Here is a 19,645-nt window from a genome sequence, read left to right on the forward strand (position 1 = left end):
GGCGGCGTCAAAAACCGCCCCTTCTTTTCAAGCAGACAGCGGCAGCCAGAGCGTCGCGTCCAGCCCGCCCACCGCGCCATGCTCCATACGATTGGCCAGCACCAGCCTGCCACCATGCTGTTCGGCAATGGCGCGGGCCAGAGTCAGGCCCAAGCCCGCCCCACCGGTTGCCATATTACGCGAAGGCTCGCCCCGCGTGAAAGGCTGGAACATGCGCTCGATATCGCCATCGGGGATGCCCTTGCCGCAATCGCTGACACAGATCACCGCCCAATCGCGCCCTTCTTCGGCCACGCGCTCCATCGTCACCGCCGCGCTGCCGCTATAGCGCAAGGCATTGCCGATCAAATTGCGCAAGGCCCGCCGCAACCATGTGGCGCGCGAAGGCATGACCAGACGCGGCAAATGGTCGAGCACCACATCATCGCCCATATCCTCATATTCCTCGACGATAGAGGCCACCAGCGCGGATAGTTCGGTCGGCTCCACCGGATCGCTGGGGCGACCCACGCGGGCCAGCGAGAGAATATCGTCCAGCGAGCGGACAATATCCTCGATGGTCTTGGCCATCTTGTCACGCTCGGCGTCATCATCGACGCATTCGATCCGCACCCGCAGGGCGGCCAGAGGCGTTTTGAGATCATGGCCAATCGCGCCCAGCATCACGTCCTTTTCATTGATCAGCGCGGTGATGCGCTCTTCCAGCGCATTATGCGCCACGATCAGACGGCGCACGTCTTCGGGGCCTTCGGGCGTGATCTGCCCCTTGGCCTCACGGGTCTGGGCAAAATGATCGACGCGATGCGTCAAAGCCGCCAAGGGCCGCGCGATCCGCCGCAGGATCAGCGCCATCGTCCCCACCAACACTGCATAGATCAGCAGAGTTTGCAGGATCAGCGTCACCAGCAACCATGGATCATTGGGCGGCACGCTGGTCCGCACCACCAGCCATGGGCCACCGGCGGTCATCTGCACCGCGCCTACCAGCACCGAGGTCGGGCGCGGCGGGCCATGGTTGCCCATCACGCCGTAACGCTTGGCAATGCGATGGTTCCACAAGGGATCGGCGGCAATCGGACGCTCCACCACCAGAACCCGCGCCGCACCAATATCCTGTCCGGCCAGAATCTGGGTCAGGCGATGGGTATATTCATCGCAGGGCTGGTCCACGGGCAGGGTTTGGAAACCGGCCACCATTTCAGGGCGCGGCCCGCGCGGACCTTCGCCCAGATCAGGGCCTTGCCGCATCGGCCCTTCCATCATCGGCGGCGGCTCATCACGATGGCGCAGGGCGATGGTCGCCTTCAAGGCCAATTCGTGGATCAATTGCTCTTCGCGATATTTGTCCTTGGCCTGATACAGCAAGGCAGCGCTGATCCCCTGCGCCAGCAGCAGCGCCAAGGCCAGAGCCATCAACACCTGACCCGTCAGGCTTTTGGGCATCAGACGGTTGAAACGATCCCGCATCAGGCGCCACCGGCCGGCACGCGGCGCACATCCGCGGCCAGCATATAGCCGCCGCCCCATACGGTCTGGATCAATTGCGGATTACGGCTGTCCACCTCGATCTTGCGGCGCAAGCGGCTGACCTGATTGTCCACCGCGCGGTCAAACAGATGCGCCTCGCGCCCCTGCACCATATCGAGCAGGCGATCACGGTCCAGCACTTGGCGGGGATGTTCCAGAAAGGCCAGCAACAGCCGGAATTCCACCGAGGAAATGGCCACCACCGCGCCATCGCCGGCAATCAAGCGGCGCTTGAGCGGGTCGAGCCGCCAGCCTTCGAACAGGAAATCTTCCTCCACGCTTTCCTGCGCCGCGACCGCAGCGCGGCTGCTGCGGCGCAGGACAGAGCGGATGCGCGCGACCAGTTCGCGCGGTTCAAATGGCTTGACCACATAATCATCCGCACCGATCTCCAGCCCGACAATGCGGTCGGTAGCCTCGCCACGCGCGGTCAGGAAAATGGTGGGAATCGCCTTGGCCTCGGTCAGGTGGCGACACAGAGACAGGCCATCCTCACCGGGCATCATAATGTCGAGCAGCACCAGTTCGGGCACTTCCTCGGCAATCATGGCGCGGGCTTGGGCTGCGCTGGCGGCCTGTTTCACCGCAAAGCCCTGACGCTCCAGATAGGAGGCCAAAGGTTCGCGCAGATCAGGCTCGTCATCCACCAGCAGCAGGCGGGTGGGGCTGGAAGGAGTCTCTATTGTCGCCACAAGACCAGTCTTTACTGAGCAGGAGGGGGAGGAGGCGGGGGCATGTCGCCGCCCATGCCATGTTGGGGGCCATGATGACGGGGGCCATGATCGGGGCCACGATCATCGGGACCATGGTCCGGCCCGTGCTGGGGCCCATGACGCCAGCCACCACGCGGCCCCTTGGGCGCGAATTGGGCAAAGGCGGCGCGACGTTCTTCGGGCGTCACCTTGCCATCATGGTTGGTATCGGCCGTATCGAAACGCTTCAGAGCGGCGGCAACAAAGGCTTCCTTTGTCACGCTGCCCTTATGCTGGGGATCGGCCTGTTGCAGCAGATCCATCATCATCATGCCGCCCATAGGACCCATGCCGTGACGGCCCATCTTGTGCGGCCCCTTCATGTGCGGCCCCATGCCATCCATCGGCGGAGGCGGCGGGCCTTGTTCACCAGCAGGCGGCGGCGGGGGAGGGCCATTCGGCGCATCGGCGGGGCCAGCCTGCGGAGCGCCCTCAGGGCGAGGGCCTTCGGGACGCTTATGCGCAGCAAGGAATTCCTCGCGGCTGATCTGGCCGTCCTTGTTCGCGTCCATCGTGTCGAAACGCTTGCCGAAACGGGCATCACGGTCGGCCGCGTCCAGCTTGCCATCCTTGTTCACATCCATGCGGGCGAACATCTCTTCGGCGCGGGCCTGTGCCTGGGCGCGGGTGATGGTCATCTCCGGCCCGCGCGGAGGCTGGGGCGCGGCGGCGGGCGCCTTGGGCTTCGCGGCGGGGGCGGGGGCAGTGGCAGCCATGGCCGAGCTGCCCAGCATCACGGCGGCGGCGCTCAGGCTCAGATAGGTCCAATGTTTCATCAGGGCGATCCTCAAACTCTCTTCCCCGTGGCGCCAAGGGGCGCGCCATCAGGGGCAACAGGGGATGAAAACCGCCACGGCCGGTCGTTGGGGAGGGAGGGGGCTTCCGGCAGCATGGCGGCTTTCGTCATCCTATCTAGACCGGCTCTGTCGCGCGATTATGCCGACGACCGGCTTTTTTGTCGCCAATTGTCGCGTGAGAGGGTTAGTCCAGCGCCGCACATTCCGCCTCCAGCCAGGCCAGCGCATCACCCGACAATTGCGGGCCGATGATCGCCAGAACCTGCGCGTGATAGGCGTTCCACCATTGCTTTTCCGTTTCGCTCAACAACGAAACATCGACCAGATCGCGGCCAATCGGCACATGGGTCAGCGTTTCAAAACCGAAATAGCAGCCTTCCGCGCCTGCAATCTGCCGCTCCTCCACCAGCACCAGATTTTCGATGCGGATGCCAAAAGCGCCGGTCTTGTAATAGCCCGGCTCGTTGGACAGGATCATACCCGCCTGCAATTCCTGCCCCGTGCCTGCCTGACCGCCGCTGGATTTGGCGATGCGTTGTGGCCCTTCATGCACCGACAGGAAGCTGCCCACACCATGGCCGGTGCCATGGGCATAATCGACGCCCGCCGCCCAGAGATATTGCCGCGCCAGCGTGTCCAATTGACTGCCTGCGGTACCTTCAGGGAAAATGGCGCTGGCCAGCGCGATATGGCCTTTGAGCACGCGGGTGAAGCGGTCTTTCACCTCGGCATCCGGTTCCGCACCCGCAATCCATACCGTGCGGGTAATATCGGTGGTGCCATCAGGATATTGCCCGCCCGAATCGACCAGATAGACGCTGGCAGGCACGAGGGCGCGGTTGGTTTCCTCACTGACACGGTAATGCACGATGGCGCCGTTCGGCCCTGCCCCGCTGATCGTATCAAAGGACAGGTCGCGCAAATCACCACATTCGCGGCGGAACTGGTGCAGGGCTTCGGCGGCGCTGATTTCCGTCACGCCGCCCTTTGGCGCTTCCTGCGAGAGCCAGTGCAGGAAACGGCTAACCGCTGCGCCATCGCGGGCTTGGGCGGCGCGGTGGCCAGCCTGTTCGGTGGGGTTCTTGATCGCTTTGGGCAGCACGCAAGGGTCCAGCGCCTCGATGATCTTCGCGCCCTCCAGCGCGGCGAAGATGGCCGACACCGCCCGTTCGGGGTCCACCGCCACGCATTTGCCCGCCAGAGCTTGCAAGGCAGGCACGAAGGACGCGCGATCCTCGATCCGCACCGCATTGCCCAGATGGGCGCGCAGCTGCGGCGTTACCTTCTCCGGCGCGATAAACAGGTCAGCAGTGCCATCGGCATGGGCGATGACGAAAGACAGCGCCACCGGTGTGCGCGACACATCTTGCCCCCGCAGGTTCAGCAGCCATGCCACGCTATCGAGCGCCGAAATCACCGCCGCATCCGCGCCTTTATCCGCCAGCCATTGCGCCACAGCCTGCCTTTTGGCCTCGCTGCCCTGCCCTGCCAGTTCCAGCGGATGGGGGAAGGCAACGGCCAGCGAAGGCGCGGGGCGGTCGGTCCAGACGGCATCGACAGGGTTGCTCTCCACCGCCAGCAAAGCCGCGCCCTTGGCCGCCAAGCGCCGCTCCAGCCCCTGCGCCCAGGGACGGCCATGCAGCCATGCGTCATAGCCGATCCGCGTGCCCTCACCCGCCTGTTCAGCTACCCAAGCCGCCGCGCTGGTGGCGGGGACATTGTGATATTCATACAGCGCGCCATCCACCTGATCGCGCACCTGCAACGTATAGCGGCCATCGACAAAGATCGCGGCCCTATCGGCCATCACCACCGCTGTTCCCGCCGATCCGCCAAAGCCGGTCAGCCATTCCAGACGCTGGGCATAGGCGCCGACATATTCGCTCATATGTTCATCGGAAATGGGGATGACAAAGCCATCCAGCCCCTGCCGCGCCAGTGCCCCGCGCAGATCGGCAAGGCGGGCGGCAAAAATTGCTTTCGACATGGGCGCATTTCCTGAAACTAGGCCCCCATGCTGGCTTGCAGGGGCGGGCCGCGCACCATAGATGGATTGCATGACCATTTCCAGCCAGCAGCCCCCGCTTGCCGCAAAGCAGCCCCATAGCTTCACCCGTCACGGCATCACCGTAGAGGATGATTACGCATGGCTGCGCGATGCCAATTATCCGCAAGTGGATGATAAAGCGGTGCTGGCCCATCTGGAGGCAGAAAACCGCTGGTTTGAAAGCCGGATGGCGGGGCAAAAGGACACGATCGACCTGTTGTTCAAGGAAATGCGCGCCCGCATCAAGGAAGCGGACAAAAGCGTGCCCCAGAAGGATGGCGACCATCTCTACTGGATCGAATTTGAAGAGGGCGCGGAATATAAGAAGTGGTGGCGCCGCCCTGTGGCTGGCGGGCCGGACGAGTTGATCCTTGACGAAGTGGCGCTGGCGGCGGGCAAGGAATATTTCCGCCTTGGCGCTATCTCGGTCTCCGCCGATGGCCGCCTGCTGGCGTGGAGCGTGGATGACAATGGTTCGGAACGCTTTACCGCGCGGGTAAAAGTGATCGCCACCGGCGAGGAATTGCCCGATGTGATCGAGGGCACTCTGTCATCCTTGGTCTGGGTCGCGGGGGACAAGGGGCTGGTTTACAGCCTTGCCAATGAAAACTGGCGCACCGACAATGCCCGCCTGCACTGGCTGGGGCAGAGTGTGGAACAGGACGTCGAACTGTTCCACGAGGATGACGAGGGCTTTCGCGTGGGATGTTCCATGTCGGCCAACGAACAATGGCTGATCATCTCCACCAGCGACCATGAAACATCCGAATTGCGCCTGATCCCCGCCGCCGATCCCTTGGCCCCGCCTTTGCTGGTGCGCGAGCGCGAGGAAGGGGTGGAATATGACGTGGATGAGCGCGATGGCCTGCTCTATATCCACGCCAATGACACGCATGAAAATTTCCGCCTCGCCACCGCGCCTTTGACTGCGCCTGACCAGTGGACCACGCTGATCGAGGGCAGCGACGAGTTTTACCTCACGGGCTTTGACCTGTTCCGCGATTTCTATGTGGTCGAAGGCCGCGTGCGGGGCTTGGACCGGATCGAGGTGCGCTATTACGATGATCCTGCGCGGATCGAGCCGATCACTTTCCCCGAGGCCAGCTATGAGGCAGGCCTTGCCGACAATCCCGAATGGGCGGTCAGCCAGTTGCGGGTCAGCTATGAAAGCATGGTCAGCCCCGCCAGCGTGTTTGATTATGACGTGGCCACGCGGGAATTGACCCTGTTGAAGGTTCAGGAAATCCCCAGTGGCTATGACGCCAGCCTGTATGAAACGCAAAGGCTGGAGATTACCGCGCGCGATGGCACTTTGGTGCCGGTCAGCATTGTTTACCGCAAGGATCGGGCGGCTGCTGGACCGCTCCATCTCTATGGCTATGGTGCCTACGGCATTGCCATGACGCCCGGTTTCTCCACCACGCGCCTGTCGCTGGTCGATCGCGGCTTTGCTTATGCCATCGCCCATATTCGCGGCGGGGATGATCTTGGCCGCGCATGGTACAAGGCGGGCAAGCGCGAGCAACGGACCAATACGTTCAACGATTTCGTCGATGTCGCGCGCGGCCTTGTGGAACGCGGCTTTACACAGGCGGGCAAGATCAGCATTTCAGGCGGATCGGCCGGTGGCGAGTTGATGGGCGCGGTGATCAATTCCGACCCCGACCTGTGGGGCGCGGTGGTGGCGCATGTGCCCTTTGTCGATGTGCTCAACACCATGCTGGACGAAAGCCTGCCGCTAACGCCGGGCGAATGGCCCGAATGGGGCAATCCGATCGAGGACAGGCAAGCCTTCGAGCTGATCCTGTCCTACTCGCCCTATGATCAGGTGCGGGCGCAGGATTACCCGCCGCTGATGGTGACGGCGGGGTTGAACGACCCGCGCGTGACCTATTGGGAGCCTGCCAAATGGGTGGCCAAGCTGCGCGAGTTGAAAACCGACAGCAATGAACTGATCCTGAAAACCAATATGGGCGCAGGCCATGGCGGCAAGTCGGGGCGGTTTGAAAGCCTGACCGAAACGGCGGAGGAGTTTGCGTTTATTCTGTGGCAGTTGGGGGTTGCGGTGGGGTGAGATCTCTGCCCGTTTAAGGTGCCTCCGGCGGGTTAAGGGCGGGGGCCCTTAACAATCCCAATAAGGGATGCGCCATAAGGTTGAAACCAGCGCTACGCCGCCGCGCCGCAGGCTTTTGTACCGCTTCGCGGAATAGCGCATTTCTTGCAAGCCTGGCACCACACCATAAAGGGATCGCCAAGGGCCCCCGCCCTTGGCCCGCCGGAGGCAAAGACCCCATGCCCAACCGCTACACCCAGACCTTCACCGCCACAGGCGACCATATCGACATCATGGGCCATGTGAACAACGCGGTCTGGGTGCAATGGATGGAGGCGATCTCGGTCGCCCATTGGGAGGCCGATGCAAGGCCCGAACACCGCGCTGCCTATGTCTGGGTCGTGACGCGGCACGAGATCGACTATCGCGGCAATATAGGCAAGGGCGAGAGCGTCACCGCCGAAACCTTCATCCCCGAAGGGCCAACAGGCGCGCGGTTCGACCGGCGGATCGATTTCCGCAATGCAGGCGGCAAGGTGATTGTGTCAGCGCGCAGCACATGGGCGATGCTGGATAAGGACAGCTTGCGCCTGACACGGGTTTCGCCAGAGATCGCCGCGCCTTTTGCACCCGATGGCGGTTGGGCCGGTTCGCAGGGCTAAAGCTTTGAAGAACGCCGATCCACGGTGAAGGTGCGATTGCGGCTGCGGTCGAACAATTGCTCTTCATCGGCCACGATCATCGCCAGAATGTCGGGCGCGGACAGGGCGGCAAAACAGGCATCCATGGTTGCCTGATCCGGAAAGTCGATCTCCATCACCACATCGGGATCATGGATCGAATCTGTGCCATCGGTCGGGATCAGAAAGCGCCGCTCATAGCGGGTGGCGTAGCCTGCCAACACCTGTTCTCCGATGCGGGCGTGGCGGGTTTCGTAATAGTCGATAAACTCATCCTTGCTCATGCCCTCGCGGCGTTTGAGCAAAGTGATGAGCGTTATGCTCATGCGCGGGCGTTGCGGCGCGAAACCTGTGCCACAGCAGTGCCCTTGGCATAGATGAAGCCAAAGGCGGGCGAGGCGCGCAGGCCCAGACCATGGATCGGGGCGTAATAAACGCGAACCTGCGTCCAGTCACCATTGGGCGAGATGTCTTCGGCCATGGCGCTGCGCTCGATCATGCCAGGGCGCGACCAATTGGCGTGGTTGAGCAGCACATGGCGCTCGTCCATCACCTTGGCCACGGTGGCGACATGGCCCGAACGCATCGAACGGGTAGCGCGGAAAGCCAGCACAGCGCCTTCCTTGGGGGCTTGGCCGCGTTCATAACGGCCTTCAGCCTCACCCCACCAGCCAGCGGCGGCGCCATGCAGGGCAATGCCGGAAACTGCGCGGGCATAGGGAGCGCATTGGGTATGGGCTGCTGCGGGCACCGCCAGCACGGTCAGCGTTGCGCAAGCAACCATGGCCAGCAAAGAACGGAAACCCTTGAACATTTAACAACCCCTATGGCGAACCGCTGTTCGTTAGCCATGGTATAGGGGGCAAAATCACATCAGGGAATGTGCGGAGGCGGCAAGTCATCGCGCCTGCACAACGGTTCACCCCCTTTCGCAGATGCAGCAAGAGGATAAACCGTTAATGCAAGGCTCAAAGCGGGCTGCCATCCTTGTCCCGATAGACCTCGCGGCGGCCGACATGGTTGGCGGGGCCGACAAGGCCATCGTTCTCCATCCGCTCGATCCATTTGGCCGCCGTGTTGTAGCCCACGCCCATCTGGCGTTGCAGCCAGCTGGTCGAGGCCTTCTGGCTTTCAAACACAATGTGGCAGGCCTGCAGATATTTGCGCTCTTCGGGATTGTCGCTGGCGGTGGCTTCCAGATCGTCAAAGCCGAAACTGCCCTCTTCGGGCTCCTCGGTGACGGAATCGACATAGGCGGGCTTGCCCTGCGCGCGCCAATGGTCGGCCACGGCTTCCACTTCCTCGTCGCTGACGAAAGGCCCGTGAACGCGCAGGATCGGGCCGGATGAGGGCTTGTAGAGCATGTCGCCCTTGCCCAGCAATTGCTCGGCCCCCTGCTCGCCCAGAATGGTGCGGCTGTCGATGCGGCTCGTCACGGCAAAGGAAATGCGGGTGGGCAGGTTGGCCTTGATCACGCCGGTGATCACGTCGACCGAGGGGCGCTGCGTGGCCATGATCAGGTGGATCCCCGCCGCACGCGATTTCTGCGCCAGACGCTGGATCAGCACTTCGATCTCCTTGCCCACCGTCACCATCAAATCGGCCAGCTCGTCGACGATCACCACGATCAGCGGCAGAACCTGATAATCGAGCTGCTTGTCCTCGAACAATTCCTCGCCCGTGTCGGGGTCAAAACCGATCGAGATGCGGCGGCCCAAAGGCTTGCCCTTGGCAGCGTTGCTCTTCACCTTTTCGTTGAAGTTCACAATGTTGCGCACGTTGATCTCGCTCATCTGGCGATAACGGCGCTCCATTTCCTCCACCGCCCATTTCAGCGCGCGCACCGCCTTGGCAGGCTCGGTCACGACCGGAGAGAGCAGATGCGGAATATCCTCGTAGGATTTCAATTCCAGCACTTTGGGATCGACCAGAATCATCCGGCATTGCTGCGGCGTCAGGCGATAGAGCAAGGACAGCAGGATGCAATTGAGCCCCACCGATTTACCCGAACCGGTGGTCCCCGCCACCAGCAGGTGGGGCATGGTGGCAAGGTCGGTCACCACCGGCTCGCCCGCGATATTCTTGCCCAGAATCATTGGCAGCAGGCCCTTGGCCCCGACGAAAGCCTCGCTGGCGATCATTTCCTTGAAGGACACCATCTGACGGTCGGCATTGGGCAATTCGATCGCCATCACGGTCCGGCCCGGAATGGGCGAAACGCGGGCGGAAATCGCGCTCATATTGCGGGCGATGTCATCGGCCAGCCCCACCACACGGCTTGCCTTGATGCCGGGCGCGGGCTCCAGTTCATAGCTGGTGACCACAGGGCCGGTGCGCACGCCGGTAATCTCGCCCTTGACGTTGAAATCTTCCAGCACGGTTTCCAGCAGCTTGGCGTTGCGCTCCAGCGCCAGCTTGTCCACCTTCACCGCCGAATTGGCGGGCGGTTCGGCCAGCAGGTCAAGGCTGGGCAATTCGCAGGCGTCAAAGAAGTCGCCCTGCTTGGCCAGAGTGGCCAGTTCGGCAGGCTTGGCCGCGCGGATGGATTCGCTGATTTCAGGCGCGCGGCGCGAAGGCCTTGCGGGCTCGTCGGGGGAGAAAGGTAAGTCCTCGCCCGCATCCTCTTCCTCAACGGGCATAGAACGCGGGGCGCGCTTGGGACGGGGGGTAAGGATCTCGCCGGTTTCGGGGTCGAACTCTTCCTCTTCCTCCGGCCTTGCACGGCGCAGGCGCAAGGGCAGCGCCAGCAGGCTGCCCCATTCGATGGCAAACACTCGCGTCACCGCTGCGCCGCCGCCCACAAAGGCCAAAACCCCGCAACCCAGCGCCAGCCAGGGCTGCACCAGATCCGGCGTCAACCCCGCCAGCCCATGCACCGCCGCCGCGCCCAGCAGGCCGGTTACCCCGCCCGGCGAGGCAGGAAAGCTGGTGGGATGGTCGCCCAGAATCAGCGACAAAGCCGTCGCCAGCAACCCCATGCCCAGCACCAGCACCGCCGTCGGCCGCAGCCAATGCTGGCGGTGGAGCGGCACCGCCTCATCCTCGCCATGCACTTCGGCATCGGCAATGCGCCACAATTGCCGCGCAAACACCAAGAGCAAAGGCACCAGCAAGCCGCCAATCGGGCCAAACAGGAACAGCACTCTTTCCGCCACAAAGGCGCCCGTCATCCCCAGCCAGTTGAGCGCAGGCCCCGCCGCAGCGGTGGAGAAGGACGGATCGCTCTGGTGATAGGAGACCAAAGCCAAAGTCAGCCCCAGCGCGGCCAGAGTCAAAGCCCCCGCCCCCAGCAATTCGGCGCTGCGCAAAACGCTGCGGCGCAGGATGAGGCGCAGGTTGGAAGCGCTGCTATGATAGGCTTTGGAGGCCATGGGTCTGGTTCTTTTCAAAGAGGCTGATGTGGGGCTTGATACCCTCACTTATTGCGCGGAAGGGCGGCGTTTCGTCAAGAATGGCGGGGCAAAGCGCTGGGGGAAAGGGGCTATACCAAACCATCAATCGCCGCCCAGCGCGGCCAGCGCAAAGCCCGTGCGCGTGCCCTGTCCATGCCTCCCAGTGCGATCACCGGCACGCAGGCCCGCGCCGCCATCAGGTGAAAACGCAAAGGACCCAAGGTCTTACCATCGGGATGGCTGCGGGTGGGGAATACAGGCGAGAGCAGGATAGCATCGCAGCGCGCTGCTTGCGCCATTTCCCGCAGGCCATGCACCGTGGCCAGACGTAACCCCTTGCCGCCCCGCCCGATCACCCGCGCCGCGCCATAGGCCCCATCCGCGCCCCAGGCCCTCGCCTGCGCCATGCTACCCGCCAACACGACCCGATGCCCTTTCGCCCGTGCCGCCCGCGCCAGCACCGCAAAACGGGCGCGGCGCTGTGGCAAAGGCAGATGATAATGCCGATAGATCAAGCCGCTTGCCTTTGGCAGACGCGCCAAAGCCGCCTCCAGCCCCGCATCATTGCGCGCGTCGCTGATCAGCCAAAGCGAAGGAAGGGGGTGTTTTGCCGCCATCTCCCCGCTATAGCACCGCGCCATGACCACGCCAAACGACCCGATCACCGCCACCTCCCCCCTCGCCCGCCTGCGCGCGCACATGGCGCTGGCCGCCAAGCCCGCCCGCCGCAAGGCCGAGGACATCACGCTGATCGCCATTTCCAAAACCTATGGCGGAGAGGCGATCCTGCCCCTGTTGCAGGAAGGCCAGCGTGTGTTTGGCGAAAACCGCGTGCAGGAAGCGCAGGCCAAATGGCCGGAGTTGAAAGCGCAATATCCTGATGTGCAATTGCATCTGGTGGGCCAGTTGCAATCGAACAAGGCCGAGGATGCCGTCGCGCTGTTCGATGCGATCCATTCGGTGGACCGCCCTAGTCTGGTCATCGCTCTGGCCAAGGCGATGGAGAAGCTGGGCCGCCGCATCCCCGTCTTCGTGCAGGTTAACATTGGCGCGGAGGAGCAAAAGGGCGGCTGCGCGATTGCCGATCTGCCCGCCTTGCTGCGCCAAGTTCGCGAGGCAGGTCTGCCGCTGGCGGGTCTGATGTGCGTGCCGCCGGCCGAGATCGAGGCCGCGCCATTCTTTGCCCTGCTGGACAAGCTGGCCGATGAAAATGGCGTTGAGGGCCTGTCGATGGGCATGAGCGGCGATTTTGAAACCGCGATCCAATTGGGCGCCACCCATATTCGCGTTGGCTCGGCCCTGTTCGGGGCGCGGGGGTAAATGTTCGCCGCGCAGAAAGCGGATCTGGCCGCGTTGCAACAGCGCGGCCGGTGGCGCAGCCTTGCGCCGCGTGCGGGCGTGGATTTTGCCTCCAACGACTATCTGGGCCTTGCGACAAGCCCCGAAATGCGTGCCGCCGCAGCCGAAGCCTTGGCGCGCTGCGTGGCGACCGGCTCGGGCGGATCGCGCCTGCTGCGCGGCAATCATGAAGAGCATGAGGCGCTGGAGGCCGAGGCCGCGCGCTTCTTCGGCAGCGAGGCCGCGCTGTTCCTGCCCACCGGTTTTACCGCCAATTCCGCGCTCTTGGCCACCATGCCCCAGCGCGAGGACCATATTTTTGCCGACAGCCTGATCCATGCCAGCAGCCATGAAGGCCTGCGCCTCACCCGCGCTGGGCATAGTTTATTTGCCCATAATGACGGACAGGCGCTGGACGATGCCATCGCCCAATGGCGGAAATCGGGTGGCAAAGGCACGCCGTGGATTGCAGTGGAATCGCTCTATTCCATGGATGGCGATTTCGCGCCTCTGGACGATCTGGCCAGCATTGCCCATCGCCATGAAGCGGTGCTGGTGGTGGATGAGGCCCATGCCAGCGGCGTGTTCGGGCCGGGCGGGCGCGGCTGCGCCGCCATGCTGGGCGCTCGGGGGGAAAATCTGATCACGCTGCACACCGGCGGCAAGGGGCTGGGGGCGGAAGGCGCCCTGCTTTGCGGGCCGCAGGTGATGCGCGATTTTCTGGTCAACCGGGCGCGCGGCTTCATCTTCTCCACCGCGCCCGCCCCCTTTGCCGCCGCCATGCTGCGCGCAGCGCTGCGCATCAGCGAGGCGGGCGATGATCTGCGCGCCGATCTGTTCGAACGGATGGAACTGGCGCGCCAAGTGCTGGGGCCTTTGGGGGCGCAATGCCACTTCGGCCCCTTGGGAGGATCGCCCATCCTGCCGCTGGTGCTGGGCGAGGACAAGCGCACCATGGCGGTGGCCGCCGCGCTACAGGCCAAGGGCTTTGACATTCGCGGCATCCGCCCGCCCACCGTGCCCGAAGGCACATCTCGCCTGCGCATTGTGATAACGCGCAATGCCGCGCCGGAACAAATCCACGCCTTGGGCGATGCCTTGCGGGAGGTTTTGGCATGAAATCTATCATTGTTACCGGCACAGACACCGGCATTGGCAAGACCGTGCTGGCGGCCGGTCTGGTGGGAGCTTTGGGCGCGCGTTACTGGAAACCGGTGCAATCGGGGCTGGAGGATGAAACCGACAGCGAGGCGATTGCCCGTCTGGTGCCCAACGCTCTGGTCCATCCCGAAGCCTATCGGTTGATCACACCCGCCAGCCCGCATTGGGCGGCCAGGATCGATGGCGTGGAGATTGACCCTGCGCGCCTGAGCCTGCCCCAAGGCGATGGCCCCTTGGTGGTGGAAGGGGCTGGCGGGGCCTTGGTGCCTTTGAGCGAGAACCGCCTCTATGCCGACCAATTCGCGGCATGGGGCCTGCCGGTGGTGGTGGCTGCCCGCACCCAATTGGGCACGATCAACCATAGTTTGATGACCATCGAGGCCCTGCGCGCACGCGGTTGCGCTATCGCGGGCGTGGCCTTTGTCGGTGAAACAGGTGAGGCCGAGGCTGAAAGCGAGCGGATCATCTGCGCCATGGGCAAGGTCCGCCGTCTGGGCCGCCTGCCCCGCCTTGATCCGCTGACCCCGGCCAGCCTTGCCACCGCGATGGAGGCGTTTGATCTGGAAGGGCTGGTATGAACTCCCCCGTCTGGCATCCGTTTACGCAGCATGGGCTAGGCGAACCCATCCCCTTGGTCGAACGCGCCGAGGGAGCCAGCCTCTACACCGCCGATGGCCAGCGCATTGTTGACGCTATTTCCAGCTGGTGGGTGACCACCCATGGCCATAATCACCCCCGCATCGTGCAAGCCATCCGCGATCAGGCGGGCAAGCTGGATCAGCTGATCTTTGCCGGATGGACGCATCAACCAGCGGAAGATCTGGCGCAAGGCTTGGTGGAACTGACCGGCCTGCCCTATGCTTTCTTCTCCGATTCCGGCTCCACCTGCGTCGAGGTGGCGCTGAAAATGGCCTTGGGCCATTGGCGCAATCTTGGGCAAGGCCACCGGCAACGCATCATCGTGATGCAGCATTCCTATCATGGCGACACGATCGGCACGATGAGCGTGGGCGAGCGGGGGATTTACAACGCCGCCTATGACCCGCTGCTGTTCGATGTGGAAACCGTGCCCTTCCCCCATGCGGGTGCGGAGCAGGCCACCTATGACGCCTTGGACAAGGCCTGCGCTGCGGGCAATGCGGCGGCCTTTATTGTCGAGCCTTTGGTACTGGGCGCGGGCGGGATGCTGTTTTACCCCCCCGCCGTGCTGACCGAAATGGCGCGGATCTGCTCCGCGCATGATATTTTGTTCATCGCTGACGAAGTGATGACTGGCTGGGGCCGCACCGGCACTTTGCTGGCCTGCGAACAGGCGGGAGTGGCGCCGGACATTCTCTGCCTTGCCAAAGGCATGACCGGCGGCTCGATGCCTCTGGCCGTCACTATGGCCAGCGCTGCGGTCTATGCCTCGCATTATGCGCCGGACAGGGCCAAGACCTTTTACCACTCCAGCTCCTATACCGCCAACCCGATTGCCTGCGCAGCGGCGGTGGCCAATCTGGCCATCTGGCGCGAGGAGCCGGTGCGCGAAACCATTGCCACTCTGGCCGCGCGGCAGGCCGAAGGGGCCGCCATACTGGCGCAAGTGGACGGCATCGAGAATGTCCGCCAATGCGGCACGATTCTGGCGCTGGATTATCGGGTGAAGGCGGGGGGCTATCTCTCGGCGCTGCAACCGCGCCTCTTGGCCTTTTTCCGCGAAAGGGGCCTGTTGATCCGGCCCTTGGGCAATACAGCCTATCTGCTGCCGCCCTATAGTATCAGCGCGCAAGATCTGACGCGCTGTCATCAGGCGCTGGCCGATGCCGCGCTGTTGGCGGGGGAAGGGTAAGCCCCTCCCCCGCCGCAAGGCTTACTCCGCGTCGCTGCCGTCTTCTTCCACAGCGCGATAGAGTTCCAGTTCATTGCCCTTCAGCGTCACCACATGCAGCAGATTGGTGGCGCCCGGCGTGCCAAAGGGAACGCCAGCCAGCGTCACCAGCTTGCTGCCGGCCACGCCGAAACCATGGCGCAGGGCCATACGCTTGCCCTTGGCGATCATTTCCTCAAAGCTGCCAATGTCGCGCGTGTGGACCGCATGGGCGCCCCACAGCAGGGCCGCCTTGCGCGCCGTCTTCTGGCTGGGGGTCAGCACCAGAGTGGGCACAGCGGGGCGTTCACGCGCCACGCGGCGGGCGGTCGAACCGCTGCCGGTGAACACGATGATGCCGGTCAGCGTCACGGTGTCGGCAATCGCCGCGCAAGCCTTGGCCAGCGCGTCTGCCGTGGTCTGGTCGGGGTTGATTTCGGCCAGATGGACGCGCTGCTTGTAATAGCCGTCCTTTTCCACCTGAGTGGCGATGCGATGCATGATCGTCACCGCTTCTTCCGGCCACTGGCCAGCGGCGGTTTCGGCCGACAGCATCACCGCATCCGCGCCGTCATACACGGCATTGGCCACGTCCGACACTTCGGCGCGGGTGGGCGCGGGGCTCTCGATCATCGATTCGAGCATTTGCGTGGCCACGATCACCGGCTTGCCGCTGCGGCGGGTCAGTTCCACAATCCGCTTCTGGATCGGGGGCACTTCTTCGGGCAGCAATTCGACGCCAAGGTCGCCGCGGGCCACCATGATGCCGTCCGACAGCTCGATAATGCCTTCCAGCGTTTCAAGCGCAGCGGGCTTTTCAATCTTGGCGATCAACGCGCCATGGCCACCCATCAAGCGACGGCATTCGGCCACGTCATCGGGGCGCTGCACAAAGGACAAGCCGATGAAATCCGCGCCATGCTCGATCGAGAAGGCCAGATCGCGGCGGTCCTTTTCGGTCAGCGCGGGCACGGGCACCACCGCGTCGGGCACGTTCACGCCCTTGCGGTCGGAAATCACGCCGCCCACTTCGGCGCTGCACAGGATTTCATTCTCGTCGGCGCGAATCACGCGCAGGCGCAGCTTGCCATCATCGATCAGCAGGCGCTGCCCCTTTTGCAGGATGCCGAACAATTCGGGATGCGGCAGGCAAACGCGATTTTCATCGCCGGGTTCAGGATTGCGGTCCAGCGTGAAATGGCCCGAATGGCGGATCACCGCGCGGCCATCCTTGAACGTGCCCACGCGCAGCTTGGGCCCCTGCAAATCGCACAGGATGGCGATGGGCTTGCGCAGCTTTTCTTCTACGGCACGCACATTGGCGATGGTTTCTGCATGCACGGTATGATCGGCATGGCTCATGTTCACGCGGAAGGCATCAGCCCCGGCGCGCACCAGCCTTTCGATCATCTCCGGATCGCGGCTGGCTGGGCCCAGCGTCGCGAGGATCTTGACCTTACGGCCACGAGGATCAAGCTTAGTCACACCGATGTCTCCCTTTCGGATCTCGCCGCTGCTATGGCAAAGCGCCGCTACAAACCCAAGAACAGCAAGGTTCGTAACCCTGATGAATATGAATGCAATCCATTCCGCAAGCGCAGATGGCTCCGATCCGCTCGACCAGCTGGACGATGCCCATGCCGCCGCCGCCTTTCGCCGCCTGGTGCGCCATTTGCGCCATCGCCATGATGCCGCCAATATCGACCTTATGGGCCTTTCCGGATTCTGCCGTAATTGCCTTGCCGACTGGATCATGGAAGCGGGCGCGCCGCTGGACAAGGCGGGCGCAAGGGAAGTGATTCACGGCATGAGCGCCGATGAATGGAAGAGCCGCTATCAAACCGAAGCCACGCCCGAACAAATGGCGCGGATGAAGGAAAGTCTGGCCAAAAACGCGGGCGCGCACTGAACACCCACCCGCGACTCGCGCATGGGCGCAAAGGCTGGGAACAAATGCCGTCCCCCGCCTTGCCCGCAGGGCCGATTTGGCCCTAGGAGCGCTGCCAATCATTCGTTGTTAGCATCTGTAAGGAGAACCATCCCATGGCTGAAATGGCCGCCGACGAACGCCTGCGCCTGCTGATCGAGCGTATCGAGCGTCTGGAAGAAGAAAAGAAGGGCATCAGCGACGACATCAAGGATGTCTATAACGAAGCCAAGGCCACCGGCTATGACCCCAAGGCCATGAAGGCAGTCGTGCGCATCCGCAAGATGAAGCCGGACGACCGCAAGGAAATGGAAGCGATTCTCGAAGTGTACAAAAACGCTCTGGGTATCGACTGATCCAGAACGGGGGCCGGGTTTTGAGCCGGTGCCGCTACAAAGCCGCAAAAGCGCCGCTTTTAAAGGCCCCCGTTGCCCATCAGCCTCTTCTGGGCTAGGGCCCGCGATGAAATCCACCTTCTAGCTGAATGAAGCGACCATGGCAGGCCATTCCAAATTTAAAAACATCATGCACCGCAAGGGCGCGCAGGACAAAAAGCGCTCGGCAATGTTCTCCAAACTGTCCCGCGAAATCACCGTGGCCGCCAAGATGGGCATGCCCGATCCGGACATGAACCCCCGCCTTCGCGCCGCTATCAACGCGGCCAAGGCGCAGTCCATGCCCAAGGACAACATCACCCGCGCGGTCGACAAGGCCAGCAAGGGCGATGGCGAGAACTATGAAGAAGTGCGTTATGAGGGCTATGGTCCCGGTGGCGTGGCGATCATCGTGGAAGCGCTGACCGACAACCGCAACCGCACCGCCACCAATGTCCGCACCGCCTTTGCCAAGAATGGCGGCAATCTGGGCACCGCCGGCGCGGTGAGCCATGGTTTCGACCGCCTTGGCCTGATCGAATATCCCGCCAAGGTGGGTGACGAGGAAAAGGTGCTGGAAGCCGCGATCGAAGCGGGCGCCGATGACGTTGAATCCGACATGGGCGATGGCGACGAAAATCCGGGCGGTCACTCGATCTGGGTTGCCGTGGATTCGCTGCACCCCGTCGCGCGCGAGCTGGAAAAGGTGCTGGGCGAAGCCGAAGGCGTGAAGCTGGCATGGCGTCCCCAGATCAAGACCACGGTGGATGCCGATACGGCCGCCACCCTGCTCAAGCTGATCGACGTGCTGGAAGACGATGATGACGTCCAGACCGTGTGGGGCAATTATGACATCCCCGACGATGTGATGGAAAAGCTGGGATAAGAGTGGCCAGTCCACTCCTGTCTCTTATGGCCAAGGCCGCGCTTTCGGGCGTGATCATTGTGGCCATAGCGGAAATCGGCAAGCGCGCGCCCACCATGGCCGCGCTTGTCGCGTCTTTGCCGCTGGTTTCGGTGTTGGGCATGATGCTGCTGTGGCATGGCCGACCCGATGCGGAAAATATGGCCGCCCATGCGCTGGCGACGTTCTGGTATGTCATCCCCTCGCTGCCGATGTTTTTGCTGATGCCCTATTTGCTGCGCCATGGCGCGGGGTTTTGGCTGGCGCTGGGTTTGGGCTGCGCACTGACCATGGCATTGTATGCCGTGATGGCGCATTTTGGCCCACGTTGGGGCCTGCCTCTCTAAAGGCTAAGCTGACATGATCATTCTGGGCATTGACCCCGGCCTTACCTGCACCGGATGGGGCGTAATCGCCAAGGCAGGCAGCCGCATCAGCCATATTGCCAATGGCCAGATCCGCACCGACAAAGATGCCTCGATGGCCGACCGCCTGCTGGAGCTGGACCGCGAGATCACCGATGTGGTGGCGCGCTATCACCCCGATTTCAGCGTGGTGGAAGAAATCTTCGTCAATGTGAACCCGCAATCGACCCTGAAACTGGGCCAGGCGCGTGGCGTTGCGCTGGTGGCTTTGGCGCGCGCCGGTCTGCCGGTGTCGGAATATCCGTCCAAGGTGGTGAAAAAGGCGTTGGTGGGCACCGGAGGCGCCGCCAAGGGTCAGGTGCAAGCCATGCTGGGCGTGTTGCTGCCCGGCGTAAAGCTGAAGGGCGAGGATGCCGCCGACGCATTGGCCGTGGCCATCACCCATGCCCACCATTTGGGCAGCCACCGCTGAGCCCAGA

Annotated in this window: 20 protein-coding genes; 11 read left to right on the forward strand and 9 right to left on the reverse strand. The window is 63.2% G+C overall.

All coding sequences use genetic code 11. From position 1 onward, the window contains the following. Positions 1 to 27: 27 nt before the first annotated feature. The 4 genes from EOE18_RS09415 to EOE18_RS09430 all read right to left on the reverse strand — a co-directional run bounded on the left by EOE18_RS09415 (position 28) and on the right by EOE18_RS09430 (position 5,063). Positions 28 to 1,467 (reverse strand): sensor histidine kinase, encoded by a 1,440-nt coding sequence (locus EOE18_RS09415; protein ID WP_127708815.1) that lies wholly within the window; start codon positions 1,465 to 1,467, stop codon positions 28 to 30. After that, a complete protein-coding gene (locus tag EOE18_RS09420; protein ID WP_127709182.1) occupies positions 1,467 to 2,210 on the reverse strand; it encodes a response regulator in 744 nt (247 codons plus the stop codon). The genes EOE18_RS09415 and EOE18_RS09420 overlap by 1 nt, the downstream gene beginning before the upstream one ends. A 20-nt stretch (positions 2,211 to 2,230) precedes the next feature. Beyond that, positions 2,231 to 3,055: an EF-hand domain-containing protein gene (locus tag EOE18_RS09425; RefSeq protein ID WP_127708816.1), complete on the reverse strand. Its 825-nt coding sequence runs from the start codon at positions 3,053 to 3,055 to the stop codon at positions 2,231 to 2,233. Between the two features lie 205 nt (positions 3,056 to 3,260). Beyond that, the gene (locus EOE18_RS09430) at positions 3,261 to 5,063 is read right to left on the reverse strand and encodes an aminopeptidase P family protein (RefSeq protein ID WP_127708818.1); all 1,803 of its coding nucleotides are present in this window, start codon (positions 5,061 to 5,063) and stop codon (positions 3,261 to 3,263) included. Between the two features lie 70 nt (positions 5,064 to 5,133). Between EOE18_RS09430 and EOE18_RS09435 the strand changes: the two genes are divergently transcribed. Both EOE18_RS09435 and EOE18_RS09440 read left to right on the forward strand, forming a co-directional pair. Further along, a complete protein-coding gene (locus EOE18_RS09435; RefSeq protein WP_127708820.1) occupies positions 5,134 to 7,197 on the forward strand; it encodes a S9 family peptidase in 2,064 nt (687 codons plus the stop codon). Positions 7,198 to 7,415: 218 nt separating this feature from the next. Further along, positions 7,416 to 7,838 carry an acyl-CoA thioesterase gene (locus tag EOE18_RS09440; protein WP_127708822.1) on the forward strand — a complete coding sequence of 141 codons (423 nt, stop codon included), beginning with the start codon at positions 7,416 to 7,418 and terminating at the stop codon, positions 7,836 to 7,838. On the opposite strand, the gene EOE18_RS09445 is transcribed toward EOE18_RS09440, so the two are convergent. The 4 genes from EOE18_RS09445 to EOE18_RS09460 form a co-directional block, all read right to left on the reverse strand. Continuing rightward, positions 7,835 to 8,182: an EthD domain-containing protein gene (locus EOE18_RS09445; RefSeq protein WP_127708824.1), complete on the reverse strand. Its 348-nt coding sequence runs from the start codon at positions 8,180 to 8,182 to the stop codon at positions 7,835 to 7,837. The two genes, EOE18_RS09440 and EOE18_RS09445, sit on opposite strands and share 4 nt — an antisense overlap. After that, positions 8,179 to 8,670, reverse strand: a complete 492-nt coding sequence (locus EOE18_RS09450) for a CHAP domain-containing protein (protein WP_127708825.1) — start codon at positions 8,668 to 8,670, stop codon at positions 8,179 to 8,181. Before EOE18_RS09450 ends, EOE18_RS09445 begins: the two co-directional genes overlap by 4 nt. Positions 8,671 to 8,824: 154 nt before the next feature. Then, positions 8,825 to 11,227: an FtsK/SpoIIIE family DNA translocase gene (locus EOE18_RS09455; protein ID WP_127708827.1), complete on the reverse strand. Its 2,403-nt coding sequence runs from the start codon at positions 11,225 to 11,227 to the stop codon at positions 8,825 to 8,827. A gap of 110 nt (positions 11,228 to 11,337) precedes the next feature. Further along, positions 11,338 to 11,865 carry a thiamine phosphate synthase gene (locus EOE18_RS09460; protein WP_246027363.1) on the reverse strand — a complete coding sequence of 176 codons (528 nt, stop codon included), beginning with the start codon at positions 11,863 to 11,865 and terminating at the stop codon, positions 11,338 to 11,340. A 22-nt stretch (positions 11,866 to 11,887) separates the two neighbouring features. Here EOE18_RS09460 and EOE18_RS09465 point away from each other — a divergent pair, with 22 nt between their 5' ends. Genes EOE18_RS09465 through EOE18_RS09480 form a run of 4 tightly spaced genes read left to right on the forward strand, consistent with a single transcriptional unit; the run spans position 11,888 to position 15,578 of the window. Continuing rightward, positions 11,888 to 12,568: a YggS family pyridoxal phosphate-dependent enzyme gene (locus EOE18_RS09465; RefSeq protein WP_127708831.1), complete on the forward strand. Its 681-nt coding sequence runs from the start codon at positions 11,888 to 11,890 to the stop codon at positions 12,566 to 12,568. After that, a complete protein-coding gene (locus tag EOE18_RS09470) occupies positions 12,569 to 13,705 on the forward strand; it encodes an 8-amino-7-oxononanoate synthase (protein WP_127708833.1) in 1,137 nt (378 codons plus the stop codon). It abuts the gene before it with no gap. After that, positions 13,702 to 14,325 carry a dethiobiotin synthase gene (bioD, locus tag EOE18_RS09475; protein WP_127708835.1) on the forward strand — a complete coding sequence of 208 codons (624 nt, stop codon included), beginning with the start codon at positions 13,702 to 13,704 and terminating at the stop codon, positions 14,323 to 14,325. The genes EOE18_RS09470 and bioD overlap by 4 nt, the downstream gene beginning before the upstream one ends. Beyond that, positions 14,322 to 15,578 carry an adenosylmethionine--8-amino-7-oxononanoate transaminase gene (locus EOE18_RS09480; protein WP_127708837.1) on the forward strand — a complete coding sequence of 419 codons (1,257 nt, stop codon included), beginning with the start codon at positions 14,322 to 14,324 and terminating at the stop codon, positions 15,576 to 15,578. The genes bioD and EOE18_RS09480 overlap by 4 nt, the downstream gene beginning before the upstream one ends. Positions 15,579 to 15,599: 21 nt before the next feature. Here EOE18_RS09480 and pyk read toward each other — a convergent pair whose 3' ends face one another. Then, positions 15,600 to 17,081 carry a pyruvate kinase gene (pyk, locus tag EOE18_RS09485; RefSeq protein ID WP_181953035.1) on the reverse strand — a complete coding sequence of 494 codons (1,482 nt, stop codon included), beginning with the start codon at positions 17,079 to 17,081 and terminating at the stop codon, positions 15,600 to 15,602. A gap of 82 nt (positions 17,082 to 17,163) precedes the next feature. Between pyk and EOE18_RS09490 the strand changes: the two genes are divergently transcribed. The 5 genes from EOE18_RS09490 (at position 17,164) to ruvC (ending at position 19,638) form a co-directional block, all read left to right on the forward strand. Beyond that, on the forward strand, positions 17,164 to 17,505 hold the full coding sequence (locus EOE18_RS09490; RefSeq protein ID WP_246027364.1) for a DUF1244 domain-containing protein: 342 nt from the start codon (positions 17,164 to 17,166) through the stop codon (positions 17,503 to 17,505). A 134-nt stretch (positions 17,506 to 17,639) separates the two neighbouring features. Then, the gene (locus EOE18_RS09495) at positions 17,640 to 17,879 is read left to right on the forward strand and encodes a DUF2312 domain-containing protein (protein ID WP_127708839.1); all 240 of its coding nucleotides are present in this window, start codon (positions 17,640 to 17,642) and stop codon (positions 17,877 to 17,879) included. Positions 17,880 to 18,018: 139 nt separating this feature from the next. Beyond that, positions 18,019 to 18,783, forward strand: a complete 765-nt coding sequence (locus tag EOE18_RS09500; RefSeq protein ID WP_127708841.1) for a YebC/PmpR family DNA-binding transcriptional regulator — start codon at positions 18,019 to 18,021, stop codon at positions 18,781 to 18,783. 26 nt (positions 18,784 to 18,809) lie between these two features. After that, entirely contained in the window at positions 18,810 to 19,148 is a 339-nt protein-coding gene (locus tag EOE18_RS09505) for a DUF3147 family protein (protein WP_127709188.1), read from the forward strand. A gap of 13 nt (positions 19,149 to 19,161) precedes the next feature. Further along, positions 19,162 to 19,638: a crossover junction endodeoxyribonuclease RuvC gene (gene ruvC / locus EOE18_RS09510; protein ID WP_127708843.1), complete on the forward strand. Its 477-nt coding sequence runs from the start codon at positions 19,162 to 19,164 to the stop codon at positions 19,636 to 19,638. Positions 19,639 to 19,645: the final 7 nt, after the last annotated feature.

The organism is Novosphingobium umbonatum (genome assembly GCF_004005905.1).
GTDB lineage: Bacteria > Pseudomonadota > Alphaproteobacteria > Sphingomonadales > Sphingomonadaceae > Novosphingobium > Novosphingobium umbonatum.

What these genes read in the sequence shown, in the direction of transcription:
- EOE18_RS09480 (WP_127708837.1), top strand. Translation starts at nt 14,322, where the DNA reads ATGAACTCCCCCGTCTGGCATCCGTTTACGCAGCATGGGCTAGGCGAA.
- EOE18_RS09455 (WP_127708827.1), bottom strand. Translation starts at nt 11,227, where the DNA reads ATGGCCTCCAAAGCCTATCATAGCAGCGCTTCCAACCTGCGCCTCATC.
- EOE18_RS09495 (WP_127708839.1), top strand. Translation starts at nt 17,640, where the DNA reads ATGGCTGAAATGGCCGCCGACGAACGCCTGCGCCTGCTGATCGAGCGT.
- EOE18_RS09450 (WP_127708825.1), bottom strand. Translation starts at nt 8,670, where the DNA reads ATGTTCAAGGGTTTCCGTTCTTTGCTGGCCATGGTTGCTTGCGCAACG.
- EOE18_RS09470 (WP_127708833.1), top strand. Translation starts at nt 12,569, where the DNA reads ATGTTCGCCGCGCAGAAAGCGGATCTGGCCGCGTTGCAACAGCGCGGC.
- EOE18_RS09435 (WP_127708820.1), top strand. Translation starts at nt 5,134, where the DNA reads ATGACCATTTCCAGCCAGCAGCCCCCGCTTGCCGCAAAGCAGCCCCAT.
- bioD (WP_127708835.1), top strand. Translation starts at nt 13,702, where the DNA reads ATGAAATCTATCATTGTTACCGGCACAGACACCGGCATTGGCAAGACC.
- EOE18_RS09460 (WP_246027363.1), bottom strand. Translation starts at nt 11,865, where the DNA reads ATGGCGGCAAAACACCCCCTTCCTTCGCTTTGGCTGATCAGCGACGCG.
- EOE18_RS09465 (WP_127708831.1), top strand. Translation starts at nt 11,888, where the DNA reads ATGACCACGCCAAACGACCCGATCACCGCCACCTCCCCCCTCGCCCGC.
- EOE18_RS09490 (WP_246027364.1), top strand. Translation starts at nt 17,164, where the DNA reads ATGAATATGAATGCAATCCATTCCGCAAGCGCAGATGGCTCCGATCCG.
- EOE18_RS09445 (WP_127708824.1), bottom strand. Translation starts at nt 8,182, where the DNA reads ATGAGCATAACGCTCATCACTTTGCTCAAACGCCGCGAGGGCATGAGC.
- EOE18_RS09440 (WP_127708822.1), top strand. Translation starts at nt 7,416, where the DNA reads ATGCCCAACCGCTACACCCAGACCTTCACCGCCACAGGCGACCATATC.
- EOE18_RS09505 (WP_127709188.1), top strand. Translation starts at nt 18,810, where the DNA reads ATGGCCAAGGCCGCGCTTTCGGGCGTGATCATTGTGGCCATAGCGGAA.
- EOE18_RS09415 (WP_127708815.1), bottom strand. Translation starts at nt 1,467, where the DNA reads ATGCGGGATCGTTTCAACCGTCTGATGCCCAAAAGCCTGACGGGTCAG.
- EOE18_RS09500 (WP_127708841.1), top strand. Translation starts at nt 18,019, where the DNA reads ATGGCAGGCCATTCCAAATTTAAAAACATCATGCACCGCAAGGGCGCG.
- EOE18_RS09425 (WP_127708816.1), bottom strand. Translation starts at nt 3,055, where the DNA reads ATGAAACATTGGACCTATCTGAGCCTGAGCGCCGCCGCCGTGATGCTG.
- ruvC (WP_127708843.1), top strand. Translation starts at nt 19,162, where the DNA reads ATGATCATTCTGGGCATTGACCCCGGCCTTACCTGCACCGGATGGGGC.
- EOE18_RS09430 (WP_127708818.1), bottom strand. Translation starts at nt 5,063, where the DNA reads ATGTCGAAAGCAATTTTTGCCGCCCGCCTTGCCGATCTGCGCGGGGCA.